General features: G+C 60.1%; 14 protein-coding genes. 6 read left to right on the top strand and 8 right to left on the bottom strand.

Annotated features, from left to right (window positions below; translation table 11 throughout):
* Positions 1–61: 61 nt before the first annotated feature.
* The 3 genes from ASD36_RS23535 to ASD36_RS23525 all read right to left on the bottom strand — a co-directional run bounded on the left by ASD36_RS23535 (position 62) and on the right by ASD36_RS23525 (position 3,745).
* Entirely contained in the window at positions 62–1,114 is a 1,053-nt protein-coding gene (locus ASD36_RS23535) for a substrate-binding domain-containing protein (protein ID WP_060503439.1), read from the bottom strand.
* Positions 1,115–1,175: 61 nt separating this feature from the next.
* A complete protein-coding gene (locus tag ASD36_RS23530) occupies positions 1,176–2,234 on the bottom strand; it encodes an ABC transporter permease (protein WP_112834658.1) in 1,059 nt (352 codons plus the stop codon).
* Positions 2,235–2,236: 2 nt separating this feature from the next.
* A complete protein-coding gene (locus ASD36_RS23525) occupies positions 2,237–3,745 on the bottom strand; it encodes a sugar ABC transporter ATP-binding protein (protein WP_060503438.1) in 1,509 nt (502 codons plus the stop codon).
* 196 nt (positions 3,746–3,941) lie between these two features.
* On the opposite strand from ASD36_RS23525, the gene mtnK reads away from it, so the two are divergent.
* Genes mtnK through ASD36_RS23500 form a run of 5 tightly spaced genes read left to right on the top strand, consistent with a single transcriptional unit; the run spans position 3,942 to position 9,368 of the window.
* Entirely contained in the window at positions 3,942–5,210 is a 1,269-nt protein-coding gene (mtnK, locus tag ASD36_RS23520; protein ID WP_060503437.1) for an S-methyl-5-thioribose kinase, read from the top strand.
* Positions 5,207–6,301 (top strand): S-methyl-5-thioribose-1-phosphate isomerase, encoded by a 1,095-nt coding sequence (gene mtnA, locus ASD36_RS23515; protein WP_060503436.1) that lies wholly within the window; start codon positions 5,207–5,209, stop codon positions 6,299–6,301. The genes mtnK and mtnA overlap by 4 nt, the downstream gene beginning before the upstream one ends.
* Before the next feature lie 3 nt (positions 6,302–6,304).
* On the top strand, positions 6,305–7,240 hold the full coding sequence (locus ASD36_RS23510) for a 1-deoxy-D-xylulose-5-phosphate synthase N-terminal domain-containing protein (protein WP_060503435.1): 936 nt from the start codon (positions 6,305–6,307) through the stop codon (positions 7,238–7,240).
* Between the two features lie 2 nt (positions 7,241–7,242).
* The gene (locus ASD36_RS23505) at positions 7,243–8,244 is read left to right on the top strand and encodes a transketolase C-terminal domain-containing protein (RefSeq protein ID WP_060503434.1); all 1,002 of its coding nucleotides are present in this window, start codon (positions 7,243–7,245) and stop codon (positions 8,242–8,244) included.
* A complete protein-coding gene (locus ASD36_RS23500) occupies positions 8,244–9,368 on the top strand; it encodes a RuBisCO large subunit C-terminal-like domain-containing protein (protein WP_060503433.1) in 1,125 nt (374 codons plus the stop codon). Before ASD36_RS23505 ends, ASD36_RS23500 begins: the two co-directional genes overlap by 1 nt.
* Positions 9,369–9,442: 74 nt before the next feature.
* On the opposite strand, the gene ASD36_RS23495 is transcribed toward ASD36_RS23500, so the two are convergent.
* From ASD36_RS23495 to ASD36_RS23475, 5 genes are all read right to left on the bottom strand, one after another.
* Complete coding sequence (locus tag ASD36_RS23495; protein WP_060503432.1) at positions 9,443–10,498, bottom strand: ornithine cyclodeaminase; 1,056 nt, start codon at positions 10,496–10,498, stop codon at positions 9,443–9,445.
* Between the two features lie 152 nt (positions 10,499–10,650).
* Entirely contained in the window at positions 10,651–12,039 is a 1,389-nt protein-coding gene (locus tag ASD36_RS23490) for an aspartate aminotransferase family protein (RefSeq protein WP_060503490.1), read from the bottom strand.
* Between the two features lie 39 nt (positions 12,040–12,078).
* Positions 12,079–12,237 (bottom strand): hypothetical protein, encoded by a 159-nt coding sequence (locus tag ASD36_RS23485; protein ID WP_156393911.1) that lies wholly within the window; start codon positions 12,235–12,237, stop codon positions 12,079–12,081.
* 62 nt (positions 12,238–12,299) lie between these two features.
* Positions 12,300–13,604 carry an FAD-binding oxidoreductase gene (locus ASD36_RS23480; RefSeq protein ID WP_210171865.1) on the bottom strand — a complete coding sequence of 435 codons (1,305 nt, stop codon included), beginning with the start codon at positions 13,602–13,604 and terminating at the stop codon, positions 12,300–12,302.
* 7 nt (positions 13,605–13,611) lie between these two features.
* Positions 13,612–14,970 (bottom strand): glutamine synthetase family protein, encoded by a 1,359-nt coding sequence (locus tag ASD36_RS23475; RefSeq protein ID WP_060511920.1) that lies wholly within the window; start codon positions 14,968–14,970, stop codon positions 13,612–13,614.
* Positions 14,971–15,327: 357 nt separating this feature from the next.
* Here ASD36_RS23475 and ASD36_RS23470 point away from each other — a divergent pair, with 357 nt between their 5' ends.
* Positions 15,328–16,032 carry a GntR family transcriptional regulator gene (locus tag ASD36_RS23470; protein WP_060503428.1) on the top strand — a complete coding sequence of 235 codons (705 nt, stop codon included), beginning with the start codon at positions 15,328–15,330 and terminating at the stop codon, positions 16,030–16,032.
* Positions 16,033–16,240 lie beyond the last annotated feature (208 nt).

The raw sequence follows: 16,240 nt of genomic DNA, 5'->3' as shown, positions 1-16,240 counted from the left end.
ACTCTTCACCGAACAAAAAAGGGCGACCCGAGGGCCGCCCTGAAGTTCGCCAAGCGGTCTCTTACTTGGCGTTGGGATTGGGCATCCATGCGGGCATGGCAACGTCGGCATGGGCAAACTGCGGCAGCTTGGCGCCGAGTTCTTCCATGTTCTTGATGTCGTTGTCGTTGAGGTCCTTCTGAGTGATCAGCGTCGGTGGTACGATGACACTGCGGCCCGGATCTTCGCCGGCCAGCATCATCGCCAGCGTGCGCACGGAGACCTGGCCGACAACAGCCGGATTGGTGGCGGCGGTTGCTGCCCAGGCGCTGTCCGGTTCGCGCATCGCGGCGATATCGGAGGTCGAGATGTCGGCTGAGTAGATCTTGACGCTCGACGACATGCCGGCTTCGTCGACGGCAATCTTCACACCCTTGGCGAATTCGTCGTAAGGCGCGAACATGACGGTGATGTCCGGATTGGCGGAAATGACCGAACGCGCCTGGTTGGCGACCGAGTTGGCAATCGGGTTATCCATTGTGCCGAACATGGCGGCTTCATTGATGCCCGAATACTTCTTCTTGAATTCCTTCCAGGTCTCGTCACGGCGGTCGAGCGGCGCAATACCGGCGACGTAGACATAGCCGGCCTTCCAGCTCTCACCATTGTCCTTGACGGCCTGCTCCAGTGCCAGACGGGCGAGGTCGCGGTCGGACTGCTCGACCTGCGGGATCTTCTCGTTCTCGACATTGACGTCGAAGGCGACGACCTTGATACCGGCGTCCACGGCACGCTGGGCTGCTTCCTTCATGGATTCCGTCAGGCCGTGCTGGATGATGATACCCTGAACGCCAAGCGCGATCGCCTGATCGACCATGTCGGCCTGCAGAGCCGCATCCTGGCGGCTGTCGAGCACGCGCAGGTCGACGCCGAGCGCCTTGGCCTGTGATTCAACGCCAGCCAGATAGGACTGGAAGAAGTCACCCGTCGACAGATAACGCACGAGGGCGATCTTGACGTCACCGGGCTTGTCGAATGGCGCGGGCATATCGGCCGCAAATGACACGCCTCCCAGCGCCGTTGCGGCCATTATCCCAAGCGTCAGTTTTGAAAAAGTTCTCCGTGTAAAAGTCATAAGGGTCTCCTCCACAATAGACTTGTTGTTTGATTTGCAGTCCCGCACGGAGCTTTGCTCCTCAGCGTTTGCCCCTCCTCGAGAGCGCAAAGGTGAACACCAGGGCAATGACGAGCACGAAGCCCTTGACGAAGTCCTGGGTGTAATAGGGTGCGTTCATCATCGTCAGGCCCTGCAAGAGCACGCCGACGAACAGCGCACCGATGGCGGTGCCGAACGCATTCGGCTTGGCAGCGCCAAGGACGGCAAAGCCGATCAGGGCAGCGGCGACGGAATCCAGCAGAAGATTGTTGCCCGATGCGATGTCCCCACGACCGAGACGTGCGGCCAAAAGAATGCCGCCGATCGAGGCAAAGACGCCGGAAATGATGTAGGCCCAGATCTTGTAGGCATTGACCGGTGCGCCCGCGAGGCCAGCGGCTCGCTCATTGGAGCCAACCGCATACATCATCCGGCCGAAGCGGGTATATTCCAGGAAGAACCAGATGAGGATGGCGAGAACGATCAGCACCACGACCGACACCGGCACCAGATTGGGCAGGATGAAATCGAAACGGTGACGGCCAAGCGCCAGGAAGGCGGGGCTGAAGGTGCCAGTGGCCGTCGATCCGTCCGGCATGCTCATGCCGGTGGCGATCGAGCGGCCTTCTGTCGGAATACGCTGCAGGCCGACCAGCAGGAACATCATGCCGAGCGTCGCCAGAAGGTCCGGCACGCGCATGTAGACGATCAGGAAACCGTTGATCAGACCGACGAGGACGCCGATGGCAAGGCAGACAAGCGTTGCGGTCAACGCGTCGCCCCCCATTACCACCATGACGTAGGACGACGCCATCATCGCAGTGGTGGCGACCGATCCGATCGACAGATCAAAGCCGCCGACCACCAGTGTGGCGGTCACGCCGAGCGCCAGGATGCCGGTGATCGATACCGACTGGAAGATGAAGACCGCGCTCTGCGGCGAGGCAAAGCCGCTGGTCATGATGCAGAAATAGAGGATCATGCCGAAGAGCAGCGTGATGAAGCCATATTTGATGGCGATTTCGCGCGGCGTCAGCGTTGCCGCCACTGGTGCGGCCTTGTGGGTGGATGGACTGGCGGTCGTCTGTTCAATGCTCATGTCTAAAGTACCATTTCATGTTGGCCGGCAATTTCGGCCAGAAGTCTATCGACGTTGACGTCGGCGTTGCGGTGCTCGCCGACCAGCGTATGCTCCGACATCACCAGAATACGGTCGGCGATCTCGAAGGCTTCATCAAGCTCGGTCAGGAAAACGATGGTGGCGCGGCCTGAAGCCGAAGCCCTCAGCTTGGCGGCGATGTCCCGGCGCGCGGAAATATCGACGCCCTGGAATGGCTCGTCGAGAATGAGCAGGCGTGACGCCTGGCTGAGCCACCGGCCGACCATGACCTTCTGCTGGTTGCCGCCTGACAACGTGTTCATCTCGTCGCGTTCGGTGCGGCAGACGATGCCGAGCGCTGAAATCTGCTGCCGTGCCTGCGTGCGTTCGGCTCGGCGATTGGAAATGCCGAAATTCGAAATCCGCTTCAGAAACGGCAGGCTGACATTTTCATAGATGTTGAAATCTGGAACGATGCCGCTGTCACCGCGATCCTTGGCGACGAGGAAGACACCCTGATCGATTGCTGCCCGCGTTGACTTTGGCGCATAGGCGCTGCCATCAAGCGTCATCGAGCCCGAGACCGGTACGCGGGCACCGAACAGGGTTTCGGCCAAGGCGGTTTTGCCGACACCGACAAGCCCGGTGACCGCCACCACTTCGCCATCGCCCAGCGTCATCGAGAACGGTTTTGCGCCTCGCGCGATCGTCAGCTTCTCTGCCTTGAAAACGGGAGCTGTGCCATCGCGCACGACGATGTTGCTCAGGTTGATTTTCTGCCCGAGCATGGCGTTGACCGCGCCTTCGTAATCGAGATTGTCGCCCTCAAACAGCCCGGCAATGCGGCCATCCCGCAAGGAGACGATGCTGTCGGCGAGCCGGCGGATGTCGGACATGCGGTGTGAAATATAAAGGATGGCAACGCCACGGGCGCGCAAGCGGTCGACAAGTTCGAACAGCCGGTCAGCTTCTGCACTCGACAGCGACGAGGTCGGCTCATCGAGAATGAGTACCTTGGGTTCGTGCGCCATGGCACGGGCGATCGACACCATCTGGCGGTCGGCCAGTGAAAGATCGGCGACCGTGGCGTTGAGATCGATGGCTAGCCCCATGCGGTCGGCGACGGCCTGCGCCTCGCGGCGAACGCGGCGGGGATTGAAAATGAGGTGGGCGCCACGGCCGTTCAATCGGTCGAGCGTCAGGTTGGTAGCGACATCCAGATCGGCGACGACACCATCATTGATGTTCTGGTGCACGGTGACGACACCGGACCGGATGGCTTCTGCGGGCGTTGCCGGCGCATAAGGCTGACCGGCGAGCGTGATTGTTCCGGCGTCGCGTTCATAGACGCCGCTGACGATCCTCACCAGTGTCGATTTTCCTGCTCCGTTGGCGCCCATCAGCACCGTGACGGCCCCGGTACGCAAATTCAGATCGACCCCACCCAGCACCTGGATTGGACCGAACGATTTGCGCAGACCCTCAATACGGAAAACGTGTTCCTGTATCATCTGCTCCTCCCTGATCAACAGGTTAGGCTGCCATCTAATCAAATGTCAAGCCCATTGACATTTGACAGAATGGTGGCTTACCAAAAGAGAAAGGACGGCGTGACTGCGTGTGGAGACGCATGACGCCGGGAGCGGAACGAGGAGAGTGCCAGGTGTTTTTCTGCCCGGCGCGCCGCTCCGATGGAGAGGAGGAATCATGAGTACGAACAATTTCGAAGCGCTGACGCCCGAGACCTTGCCGCAGCGGCTGGGCAGCAACGCGGCCCTGGCCGGCAGGATCGGTACAGAGAGTACGCGCTGGAAAGTGCGTGAAGTCGGCGACGGCAATCTCAATCTCGTTTTCATCGTCGACGGCGACGCCGGCAGCGTTATCGTCAAGCAGGCGCTGCCTTATGTGCGCCTTGTCGGCGAGAGCTGGCCGCTGCCACTGAAGCGCTCTTATTTCGAATATCATGCGCTGAAGCGCGAGGCGGAACGCGATCCCGGCATGGTGCCGGAGGTTCTTTATTTCGACCGCGAACAGGCGATCATCGTCATGGAGTTCCTGACGCCGCATGTGATCCTGCGCCGGGCTCTAATCGACGGGCGACAACTGCCGAAGATTTCCCGGGACCTTGGCCTGTTTCTGGCCCGCACGCTGTTCCGCGGCTCCGATCTGTCGATGGAAGCACGCAAGCGCAAGGAAGACCTGGCGCTGTTTGCCGATAATATCGAGCTTTGCGATATCACCGAAAACCTGGTCTTTTCCGACCCGTATTTCGACGCCAAGCTCAATCATTTCACCACGCCCCAGCTTGATGGGATCGTTGCTCAACTCCGCGCTGACCGCGACCTCAAGGTCGAAGCGCAGCGGCTGAAACATCTCTTTACGGCCAATGCCGAAACACTCCTGCACGGTGATCTTCATACCGGCTCGGTCATGGTGATCGAGACTGAAACGAAAGTCATCGATCCGGAATTTGCTTTCTATGGACCGATGGCTCTCGATGTCGGCATGCTGCTGTCGAATTTCTGGATGAGCTACTTTTCGCAGTCCGGTCACGAACACGACGGTAGCCGCGAAGACATGCGGAGCTACCTTCTTGGTGTGATCGTCGAGATCTGGGAGACCTTCCGCACCGAGTTTTCGCATCTCTGGCGCACCGAGCGTACGGGCATCCTTTATCAACGCACATTGTTCGAAGACCAGGGCGATCACCTGGGATCGGAACAGGCGCTGAATGAGGTGCTGCAGACATTGTGGACCGACATGCTCGGCTTTGCCGGAATCGAGATGCACCGCCGCATTCTCGGCCTTGCCCATAATGCCGATTTTGAAACCATCGAAGACCCGGATGTCCGGGCACGCTGCGAAACCAAGGCGCTCAAGCTCGGGCGCCATCTAGCCGTCAATCGGCGCCGCATCCACAGCATTGCCGAGATCAATGCGCTTGCGGAACGCCTCGAGAAGGAGACAGTCATTTGAACGTCGGAGATCGCCATTACCATACCATCTGGCTCAACGAGGATGGCCGGTCGGTCGACATCATCGACCAGCGCTGGCTGCCGCACGAATTCCGGGTCGTCACGCTCAAGACCGTCGATGATGTCGCCGTTGCCATCCGCGACATGTGGGTGCGTGGCGCACCGCTGATCGGGGTCACTGCCGCCTATGGTGTCGCCATCGCCATGCAGGACGACGGCAGCGATGTAGCGCTGGATGCTGTTTGGGACGTGCTACACGAGACACGGCCGACCGCGATCAACCTGCGCTGGGCGCTGGACGAGATGCGCAACGGACTTCGGAAAGTACCGGTTCCGGAACGTGCTGCTGCAGCCTATCGCCGTGCAGCCGAAATTGCCGAGGAAGATGTACAGCTGAACCGCAGCATCGGCGCTAATGGACTGAAGGTCATCCGCGAAATCGCGGCGCGCAAGAAGCCGGGCGAACCCGTCAACATTCTCACCCATTGCAACGCCGGTTGGCTGGCAACCGTCGATTATGGCACGGCCACCGCGCCAATCTATATGGCAACGGAAGAAGGCATTCCGGTCCATGTTTACGTGGATGAGACGCGCCCGCGCAACCAGGGCGCACAGCTGACCGCCTGGGAGCTGAACGGCCATGGCGTCCCGCATACGCTGATCGTCGACAATGCCGGCGGCCACCTGATGCAGCATGGCCAGATCGACATGGTGATCGTCGGCACCGACCGCACCACAGCCGATGGCGATGTCTGCAACAAGATCGGCACCTATTTGAAAGCACTTGCCGCCAAGGATAACGGCGTTCCCTTCTATGTCGCCCTGCCCTCTCCCACGATCGACTGGACCGTGCATGATGGCGTCAGGGAAATCCCGATCGAGGAGCGCAACAGCGAGGAAGTAACCTTCGTTCAGGGCCGCGCCGTCGATGGCTCCATTGCCACGGTGCGCATCTCGCCGGAGGGCAGCCCTGCCGCCAATCCGGCCTTCGACGTTACCCCGGCCCGGTTGATCACCGGCCTGATTACCGAGCGCGGCATTGCCGATGCCTCGCCTCAAGGGTTGAAAGCCCTGTTTCCGGAACGGAGCTGAGCCATGAACCTCTCCAACCAGCAGTCCACCGAAGATGTCGCCGCCGGTATTCGCAAGCGTGTCTTTCTTCACACGATGCGCAACAATGGCGGCTATCTCAGCCAGGCCTGTTCGGCTGCCGAAAGCCTTGCCTTTCTCTACAACGAGGCCCTGACACTCGGCGAACCGACATTGCCGAAGGTGCCGCTGCCGTTTGGCGGCGTGCCGTCTGCCACCAACCCGGACGCATTTACCGGCGCCGGCTATCACGGCCCGTTTGCGCCGGAATTCGACCGGCTGATCATCTCGCCAGCCCATTATGCGCTGGTGATCTATTCGGCGCTAATTCAGGTCGGCCGCATGGACGAACATGCACTCGACCATTTCAATGTCGATGGCGGGTCGGTCGAAATGATTGGTGCCGAACACAGTCCCGGCATGGAAGTGACCACCGGCTCGCTGGCGCAGGGGCTATCGATGGCCGCTGGTATCGCCTGGGCGCGCAAGCGCAAGGGCGAGCCCGGCAAGGTCTGGGTCTATATGTCGGACGGTGAGTTCCAGGAAGGACAGACCTGGGAATGCCTAGCGGCAATGGCCTATCACGGCATCGACAACGTCCGCGTTATCGTCGACGTCAATCGCCAGCAATGCGACGGCGCAATGTCGTCGGTTCTTGATCTTGGCGATCTTGCTGCCCGAGTTGCTTCCTTCGGCGTCACCTGCCGCTCGATCGACGGGCATGATCTGGGGGCCATGCGCGCTGCCGCCGATAGTGCCGAGCCGGGCAAGCCGTTGATCATCCTTGCCAACACGTCACCCTACCAGGGCATGGAATTCCTGAAGAAGCGCTTCCCGCGCCTGCACTACGTCCGTTTCAAATCGGCGGATGAACGCCGGGAAATGCAGACCGCCATTGCCGCCGAACTTGGTGTCGATGAAGCCGAAATTGCGAGGGCCTGATCATGGTCGAAATCGTCAACCGTCCCTATGCCAAGGCTTTCGAAACCTTCGCGACCGCACGTCCGGATATTCTCTGCCTGTCGGCAGACCTCACCTCGTCCTGCGAGGTCGATGGCTTCCGCGACCGGCACCCGGACCAGTTCCTGTCGCTGGGCATGGCCGAACAGAACATGCTGTCCTTTGCCGGCGGCCTCGCCATGCAGGGTTTCAGACCGTTCCTGCATACGTTTTCGGTCTTTCTCTACCGCCGCCCCTATGACCAACTGATCAACTCGATCGCCTACTCCAATCGCCAGGTTCGATTGATGGGTTTCCTGCCGGGTATCACCACGCCGGGCGGCATCACCCATCAGGCGATCGAGGACATCTCGGTGATGCGCGCCATCCCCAACATGACGATCCTCGAATGCGGTGACGCCACCGAAGTCGAAACCGTGCTTGAAGTTGCCGACAGCATCGATGGCCCGGTCTATGCCCGCGTGCTGCGCGGCGAAGTGCCACGATTGTTTTCGACACCGTTCGAATTCAACAAGCTGCGCACGCTCAGCGAAGGCGATGATGTGCTGGTCGTGACATCAGGTGTTTGCACCGAAGAGGCACTGCGTGCCGCCGAGCCGCTGAAGGCGCGCGGTATCGGCGTCCATCATCTGCACGTTTCGACGCTAAAGCCCTTCGACCGCGAAGGCCTGATCAAGGCAGCACGTGGCAAGAAGGGCGTGGTCACGCTGGAGAACCACACCATCAATGGCGGCCTCGGTTCGCTGGTCGCGGAAATCCTCGCGGAAGAAGGCCTCGGCATCAAACTGCGGCGCCTCGGCCTGCAGGATACCTTCGCCCATGGCGCTTCCAAACCATACCTGATGAAGAAATACGGGCTCGATGCGAGTGCGCTGGTCTCGGCAATCGGCCAACTTCTCGGCAAGGATCTCGACATCGGCGACGCCGAGCTGGAGGCGGTTCGCATCGATACGGTGCATTCGGCCCAGAAGGCGGAGGCCCTGTAATGGATCGCTTTTTCGTTACCTACTGGATCGGCGTCGGGACAGAGGCGGAAGCCCGCGCCCGTGCTCTGGAGATTGCCGTCGAGCAGACGGTCGAAATTCCGCGCGATATCGTACCGGCCGGTTACATCGAGGACGAGATTCTCGGGCAGATCGAAAGCGTCCTGCCCTGCACCGATACACGTGGCGGGTTCCTCACGGAAATCTCCTATAGCGAAGATGATATCGGTGACGATTTTCCGCAACTGCTGAACATCGTCTTTGGCAATTCCTCGATCCGGACACAGACCCGGGTCGAGACGATGACGCTGTCGCCCGCGATCATCAAGCTGGTATCCGGTCCCCGGTTCGGAATACCGGGGCTGCGCGAGCGCACCGGTGTCAAACAGGGGCCGATCCTGATGTCGGCCATCAAGCCGGTCGGCCTCTCCACAGCCGAACTTGCCGGGCTCGCCCGTCAGTTTGCTTTGGGCGGAATGGACTACGTGAAAGACGACCATGGTCTTGCCAACCAGAAGACATCGCCGTTTGCCGAGCGTGTGAAAGCCTGCACCGATGCCATCGGCGACGCCAATGCAAAAACCGGCTTTGCGACCACCTATGTGCCCAACATCACCGGTCCGTCCGACCAGATATTCGAGCGCGCCTTCATGGCCAAGGAGATGGGAGCCGGTGGTGTCATGCTGGCGCCATCCCTGGTCGGCTTCGACGTATCGCGCGCTTTGGCCTCGAACCCTGATTTCGGCCTGCCGATCGTCTCCCATCCGACGTTCGGCGGCACCAATGTCATTACGCCGACCACGGGCTTTTCCCATCGCTTCTTCTACGGCATCCTACAGCGATTGATGGGCGTTGACGCGGTGATCTATCCGAATTTCGGTGGCCGCTTCAGCTTTTCCCGCGAGGAATGCCTGGCGATCGTCGATGGCTGCACCAGCGATCTCGGCGGGCTGAAGCCAATCCTGCCCGCTCCCGGCGGCGGCATGACCTTTGAGCGCGTGCCGGAAATGCGCGATGCCTATGGCGATACCGTGATGTATCTGATCGGTGGCGCTCTGTTGCGTGAAAAGGCCGACCTTCCGGCCGCCTGCCGAAAGCTTATCGACGCCGTTCGCAGCGGTAGATGAGCCTCTTGATTGAGGGGCGCCGGTTGTGGCGCCCCTCATGCCGAACAAACGGGCGTCCGGGCCGGTCGATGCCCCTATTCTTTCTCCGACCGCTGCAGCATGCCGAAAAGGTCGCGTGGATCATCAGGGTCGGCGATCATGTCGAGGTCCTGGTAAAATCCCGTTCCATTCAACTTGCTGCGGATATATCGCAGCGCTGAAAAATCCTCGATTGCAAATCCGACGCTGTCGAACAGCGTGATCTGGGCGGGGTCACGGCGGCCGATGGCCTCACCGTTAACAACCTTCCACATCTCGGTTACCGGATATTCGGGCGGCATCTGCTGTATCTCTCCCTCGATGCGCGTCTGCGGCGTGAATTCCACAAACGTGTCGGCACGGCTGAGAATGTCGTGATGCAGTTCGGTCTTGCCCGGACAATCACCGCCGACGGCGTTGATATGGACCCCAGCACCAACCATGTTGTCTGTCAGAATGGTGGCAAACTGCTTGTCGGCCGTGCAGGTGGTGATGATGCCGGCGCCTTCGATCGCAGCTTGCGACGAGGTGCAGGCGGTCACCTTCAAGCCCGAGTGAGCGAGGTTGCGCACGGCCTTTGACGTTGCCAGCGGGTCGATGTCGTAGAGTTGCACATGGTCGATACCGCACACCGCTTTGAACGCCAGCGCCTGAAACTCCGCCTGTGCGCCGTTGCCGATGATGGCCATGGTGCGTGCGCCCTTCGGCGCAAGATGCCTGGCGACCATTGCCGAGGTGGCGGCCGTGCGAAGCGCCGTCAGCAGCGTCATCTCGGTCAACAGGACGGGATAGCCGGTGGAAACTTCCGCCAGCAGCCCGAAAGCCGTGACTGTCTGTAGACCCTGCGCCATGTTCTTCGGATGGCCGTTGACATATTTGAAGCTGTAGATATCGCCGTCCGAGGTCGGCATCAGTTCGATGACGCCTTCCTTGGAATGCGAGGCAATGCGGGGCGTCTTGTCGAACAAATCCCACCGCCGGAAATCGGCTTCGATCACATCAGCCAATTCCACCATCACGGTCTCGATACCAACAGCATGAACAAGGCGCATCATGTTGGCGACGCTGACAAACGGGACGAGTGCTTTTTTCGATGGGAGGTGCGAGTGCATCGAAATATCCTTTTTTGAGCGCGACTTGCGCTTGGAAACGATTGAGCAAGGTGCGCCGCATTGAGCGGCGTTTGGCCGATGCTGCATACAGATCGAGACGCTGATAACGGCCGCAGCCTCGCCATCGGGTTTGGCAGCGGCCGGTTCAGTTTCTATCGAAGCGGAGCCAGATCGGCTTCGGCAAGGTCAAGAGCCACCAGCAGGCGATTTAAGGCGAGGTCGATTGTTTCGCGGGTCCAGACCAGTGGCGGTGACATGATGAGGGTGTCGCCCGTGGCACGGATCATCAAGCCGTTCCGGACGGCGTGATCCCGGACTTTGATCGCGGCGGATCCGTCCGGTTTGAACCGCGTCCGTTCAGCCTTGTCCCGGACAATTTCGACCGCTCCCATCAGCCCGATCGACCGTGTCTGCCCGACCAGCGGATGAGCGTTCAGCCGTCTGGCCAGTTCCTTGGCAAGATAGGGGCCGGTATCGGTCCGGACCCGCTCGACAAGGCCCTCGTTGTCGATGATTTCCAGGTTCTTCAAGGCGACCGCGCAGCACACGGGGTGGCCGGAATAGGTGTAGCCGTGGTTGAATTCTCCGCCCTTTTCCACCAGCGTATTGGCAATCCGGTCTCCGACCAGGAGCGCCGACAGCGGCTGATAGCCGGAGGTCAGCGCCTTTGCGGTCGTGATCGTGTCGGCCTCGATGCCGAAGGTGGTGGCGGCGAACCATTCGCCGGTGCGGCCGTAACCGGTAATGACCTCATCGAGCATCAAGAGGATATCGTATTTCCTGCAGATCCGCTGGACTTCCGGCCAGTAGCTTGCGGGCGGTATCCGTACGCCCCCTGCCCCCATGATCGGTTCGCCGATAAAGGCTGCAACCTTGTCGGCGCCGGCGGCAAGGATCGCTTCCTCGATGGCGTGCGCCGCCCGCAGGCCAAAATCATCATCGCTCTCTCCCGGCAAAGCCAGCTCGTACGCATAAGGTTCCAGCACATGGACGATGTTGGGCACCATGCCGCCCATCTGCTTGTGCATATGGCTCATGCCGCCGAGCGAGGCGCCGGCGACAGTCGATCCATGATAGGCATTGTTGCGGGAGATGATGATGTTTTTTTCCGGCTTGCCCTCGAGCGCCCAATAATGGCGAACGAGACGAACGGCGGTATCGTTCGATTCCGAACCCGACGAACCGTAGAAGACCTGGTTGATATTCGGCGGTGCAAGTTCGGCAAGTTTGGCGGACAGCTGCACCGGGGCGGGCGTCGCACATTTGAAGAAGGCATTGTAGTAGGGCAGTTCACGCATCTGTGCGGCTGCCACTTCCGCCAGTTCGTCGCGGCCATACCCGATGTTGACGCACCAGAGCCCGGCCATCGCGTCGAGAAGTTCACCGCCTTCGCTATCGTAGATAAAGGCCCCTTCGCCGCGTACGATCATGCGCGATCCTTGGGCTCGCAGTTCCTTGTGGTCGGTGAATGGGTGAAGAAAATGCGCAGCATCCTGCGCCTGCAACTCCGGCAGGGAATATTTGTGGTTCGAAAGGGTCATCATCGTGTCCTTGGTTTTCTGGCGTGTGGTGAAACAAGGTCAGATGGACACGGGTGGGGAATAGCCGATACGGGCACACAGCAGCATCAGTTCGGCATGAAGCGTCCGCGCCGATGGCGTGGAAACAAATTCATGCTCTCTGCGCACTGCATCCTTCGTCATAAGATGGTCTTTCGCGGAAACCGGTTGCTTGTCCATGCCGACGATATCCGCCGGCTGCCGATGCGGCAATACGGTTTTGCCGTCGTCTTCGATTGGCGTCAAAGACCGAGCCTGTCGCGCAGCCCATACCACCAGGCACCGATCATGGTGAACGGCACGCGAAAAGTCTTGCCGCCGAGGAATGGAAGGTTGGGTAGCGAACTCCACACGTCGTACCGCTCGGCGTGACCAGCCACCGCTTCGCCAAGAATCTTGCCGAGCAGATGCGTGGTGGTGACGCCATGTCCGCTGTCGCCATGGGAAAAATAGACCGTGTCGGACAGTCTGCCCATATGCGGAATGCGCGTCAGCGTCAGGGCAAAATTGCCGCTCCAGGCATAATCGATCTTCACTTTGGCCAGTTGCGGAAAGGTCTTCAACATATTCGGCCGGATGACGGCGGTCAGATCCTTCGGATCCTGGCCGCCATAACCGATGCCGCCACCGTATAGCAGCCGGTTGTCTGCGGTGCGGCGATAGTAATCGAGAACGTAATTGGCATCTTCGACGCAGTAGTTGGCTGGCAGCAGGGTTTCGATCAATCCGGCCTCAAGCGGTTCCGTCGCCAGTACCTGGCTTGAAACCGGCATCATCCGGCCGCCGATCTCCGGCAGCAGTTCACCGAGATAAGCGTTGCCGCAGACAAGCACATATTTCGCCCGCACTGACCCCGTGCGGGTGCGCACGACGGGAGATGGTCCTTGATCGACGCCGGTCACGCGCGAACTTTCGAAAATACGCCCGCCGAGGCTTTCGACCGCTGCGGCCTCGCCCAGTACCAGATTGAGCGGATGGATATGTCCGCCAAACCGGTCGATCATGCCACCGGCGTAGCGGCCGCTGCGGACATATTTGCCAACGTCTGCCTTGGATACCATGTCGAGACCGGCATGGCCGCGCGCCTGCCAATGCGCGCGGTGGTCCGCCATCTCGCGCATCTGCTTGTCGGTAAAAGCAGCGAAGAACCCACCATCGACCAGATGACAATCGATCGCGTATTTAGCCACGCGCTCGCGGATGATGTTGCCGCCCTCCAGCGACATAGCAGCCAGTTTCGAGGCCTTTTCCGGCCCATAACGCTTAGCGATCGTCTCCAGGTCGCGGCTATAACCATTGACGATCTGGCCGCCATTGCGCCCGGAAGCACCGTAACCGATCCGTTCGCCTTCGAGCACCACGACGGAAAAGCCGCGCTCGGCCAGTTCCAGCGCCGCCGAAATACCGGTAAAGCCTGCGCCGATGACACAGACATCCGCCGAGGTCTCGCCTTGCAGGATGGGCCGCAGCCGCCGGTCGTTTGCCGAGGCCGCGTACCAGGACGGCGCATGACCGGGATTGGCGTTTTTGGAAGCGATATCAGCGATATTCATGTCAGACCGTCCTGATGTAGGCGTCGTACTCGACGTCCGTCACTCTGAGGGAAAACTCCGAAAGCTCCTGCCGCTTGCAGGCCGTATAAAGCGACCGGTATTTCGGCCCGAGCGTCGCATAGGCAAAACCCGACCGTGCGAAACTTTGCAGGGCATAGTCCCAGTTGGTCGGTAGCGGTTGGTGGTTGACGGCATGATCGTCGCCGGTAATGGCGCCGCCCGGCTTGGTCTTTTCCCGCATGCCGGTCAGGGCTGCACCAAGGATCATCGCCAGAACCAGGTAGGGATTGCTGTCGGACCCTGCGACGCGATGCTCGATACGGGTGGCCGGTTTGCTCGCGGTGATCACCCGCACCGCGGCAGAGCGATTGTCGAATCCCCAGGAGGCATAGGTCGGCGCATGTTCGCTCGGCCGCAAGCGTCGGTAGGAATTGAGATGTGGAGCAAACACCGCCATGCTGTCGCCCATGTTTTCGAGAAGCCCGCCAACCGCATGCATCAAGGTTTCGGCTGGCCCGTCTTCGCCGATGAAGATGTTGCGGCCGTCCTCGTCGAGAATGGAGAAATGCACATGCATGCCGGAGCCGGCCTGTGTGCCATAGGGCTTGGCCATGAACGTGGCATCGAGATCGTGCCTGCGCGCAACGCCCTTGACGATACGCTTCAACAACACGGCATAGTCGGCGGCCTTGAGCGCATCCGGCACATGGTTGAGGTTGATTTCATACTGGCCGGGTCCGTTTTCACGCAGAGTCGTATCGGCGGGCACGCCCTGAGCGCGGCACGCGGTGGCGATCTCGTGGAAGACATGCTCGAAATCCTGCAGCTCCGATATCGATAGGACCTGCGTCTGCCCCGTATGCCAGCGTCCCTCGCGGGTATTGGGCGGCCGTACCGGGTCGAGGGCCGAGCGGACCGGGTCGATCAGGTAGAATTCCAGCTCGGTCGCCACGACCGGCGTCAGCTTCAACTTGGCAAAGCGCTGCATCACGTCAACGAGCGTCTGGCGCGGATCGCTGTAGAAGCCGGTGCCATCGGGGTTCTTCATGCTGAGCAGGACTTGCGCTGTCGGGCGGTTGAGCCAGGTCACCCGTGATAGTGTCCCCGGAACGGGAAAGCACAGGCCGTCGGGATCGCCGGTTCCCTCCGCCAGGCCGGCATCGGTGACATCGCGTCCCCAGATGTCGAGCGCATAGACGGAGCGCGGAATGGCCATGCCTTTCATCAGCACATCCAGCGCCCGGTCGCGCGGAATCCACTTGCCGCGTGGCACGCCGTTGACGTCGATCACGAAGGCTTCCAGCACCTCGATGTCAGGGTTGCGATTTATGAAATCAGAGGCTTCATTCTCATCTATCATTGTCCACCAGTTCTGTGCCGTTGGCCAGGCGATTGCGGGTGCCCGGCCAAGGGGTGTGTTGCGATGCCACCTTCGGGCGTCGATCCGGCCGTTCGTTGGAAAGCTGTTTTAACCGAGCCGGGCGTCCCGCGTCTGAACATCAAGAACGTCGCACGCTCATAGTTATTTTGATCATTCTTACCCATTATATGATCAAATTGCAAAGGGATGTTACCTGGCGCGAGCTGACCACCAATCGCATTGGAAACGGTTCGGTCACGGGCGATGGTGGTAGGCGGAAAAATCGCGCCTCGACCGGGTCTCGGATTATCCATATTGATAGTATCAATCAGGGGAGGATCAGGGCTTTTGAAACAGATGGATGTGATCGGGCTGGTTTCGCTCAGCAAGCTGCCAATGGAATCGATGAAGCAATGGGTTTATCGCTGCCTGCGTCAGGCCATCATGACCGGCCGTTTTCCGCCCGGGCTGCCGGTGACCATTCAGGGGATCGCCGAAATGCTGCAGGTCAGCGCCATGCCGGTCCGCGAGGCGCTGCACAGGCTTGTCGCTGACGGTGCGCTGGAGCATCTCGATAACCGCCGTGTCCGGGTGCCGGATATCGATCCGGAAAAATTCGACGAGATCATTGCCGCCCGCATTGCTCTGGAGACCGTTGCCGCCGAGCGCGCCCTGCCCTTCATCGACTACCTGCGGCTGGCGCGTCTGCAGCAACTCGATGACGAGATCGATGTCGCCTACAAGGCTGGCAATATCGAGCAGGGCATCGAAGCCAATTTCGCGTTCCACCGCTGTCTCTACGAAGTCCGCTCGTCTGCCGTTCTTCTGCCGCTGATTGAATCCGTCTGGCTACGGCTTGGCCCCTTCATGCGCGAGGCGACGGAGAACCTCGACGAAAGCTACCGTGTCGACCGCCACGTCCAGGCTTTGGAGGCGATTGCTGCAAAGGATGTGACAGCGTTGAAGACGGCCATCGCCGCCGATATTGAGGACGGCGCCGGATATCTGGGGCACAAGCGGTTTCTGGACGTGGAGTCGCGGTTGCTCGCCACGCGAAAATGAACGTGGCGCCGGGGCTATTTGTCCGGCCCCTAGAGAAAGGGCGCCTTGTGGGGCCCGCCAAGGGTTAAGCACCGGCTAATTCGCCGGCTTTTTGGCCCTTCACAGGCTGTTTATGAAATATCTCATATAAATCAGTTAGTTATAAGAAACTTCATTTTTTTGAAATTGGTGTGTTGACTTCGTTTGGGGGGTGGGACTATAAACCGCT

Origin of the sequence: Rhizobium sp. Root1334 (assembly GCF_001426665.1) — a bacterium.
Taxonomy (GTDB): domain Bacteria; phylum Pseudomonadota; class Alphaproteobacteria; order Rhizobiales; family Rhizobiaceae; genus Pararhizobium.
Note: the sequence above shows the minus strand (reverse complement) of the source record. Positions and strands in the feature narration are given on the sequence as shown.

Bases quoted from the DNA above. Each gene is read 5' to 3' on its own strand.
- ASD36_RS23535 (WP_060503439.1), bottom strand. From the start codon at position 1,114: ATGACTTTTACACGGAGAACTTTTTCAAAACTGACGCTTGGGATAATG.
- ASD36_RS23530 (WP_112834658.1), bottom strand. From the start codon at position 2,234: ATGAGCATTGAACAGACGACCGCCAGTCCATCCACCCACAAGGCCGCA.
- ASD36_RS23525 (WP_060503438.1), bottom strand. From the start codon at position 3,745: ATGATACAGGAACACGTTTTCCGTATTGAGGGTCTGCGCAAATCGTTC.
- mtnK (WP_060503437.1), top strand. From the start codon at position 3,942: ATGAGTACGAACAATTTCGAAGCGCTGACGCCCGAGACCTTGCCGCAG.
- ASD36_RS23510 (WP_060503435.1), top strand. From the start codon at position 6,305: ATGAACCTCTCCAACCAGCAGTCCACCGAAGATGTCGCCGCCGGTATT.
- ASD36_RS23505 (WP_060503434.1), top strand. From the start codon at position 7,243: ATGGTCGAAATCGTCAACCGTCCCTATGCCAAGGCTTTCGAAACCTTC.
- ASD36_RS23500 (WP_060503433.1), top strand. From the start codon at position 8,244: ATGGATCGCTTTTTCGTTACCTACTGGATCGGCGTCGGGACAGAGGCG.
- ASD36_RS23495 (WP_060503432.1), bottom strand. From the start codon at position 10,498: ATGCACTCGCACCTCCCATCGAAAAAAGCACTCGTCCCGTTTGTCAGC.
- ASD36_RS23490 (WP_060503490.1), bottom strand. From the start codon at position 12,039: ATGACCCTTTCGAACCACAAATATTCCCTGCCGGAGTTGCAGGCGCAG.
- ASD36_RS23485 (WP_156393911.1), bottom strand. From the start codon at position 12,237: ATGGACAAGCAACCGGTTTCCGCGAAAGACCATCTTATGACGAAGGAT.
- ASD36_RS23475 (WP_060511920.1), bottom strand. From the start codon at position 14,970: ATGATAGATGAGAATGAAGCCTCTGATTTCATAAATCGCAACCCTGAC.
- ASD36_RS23470 (WP_060503428.1), top strand. From the start codon at position 15,328: ATGGATGTGATCGGGCTGGTTTCGCTCAGCAAGCTGCCAATGGAATCG.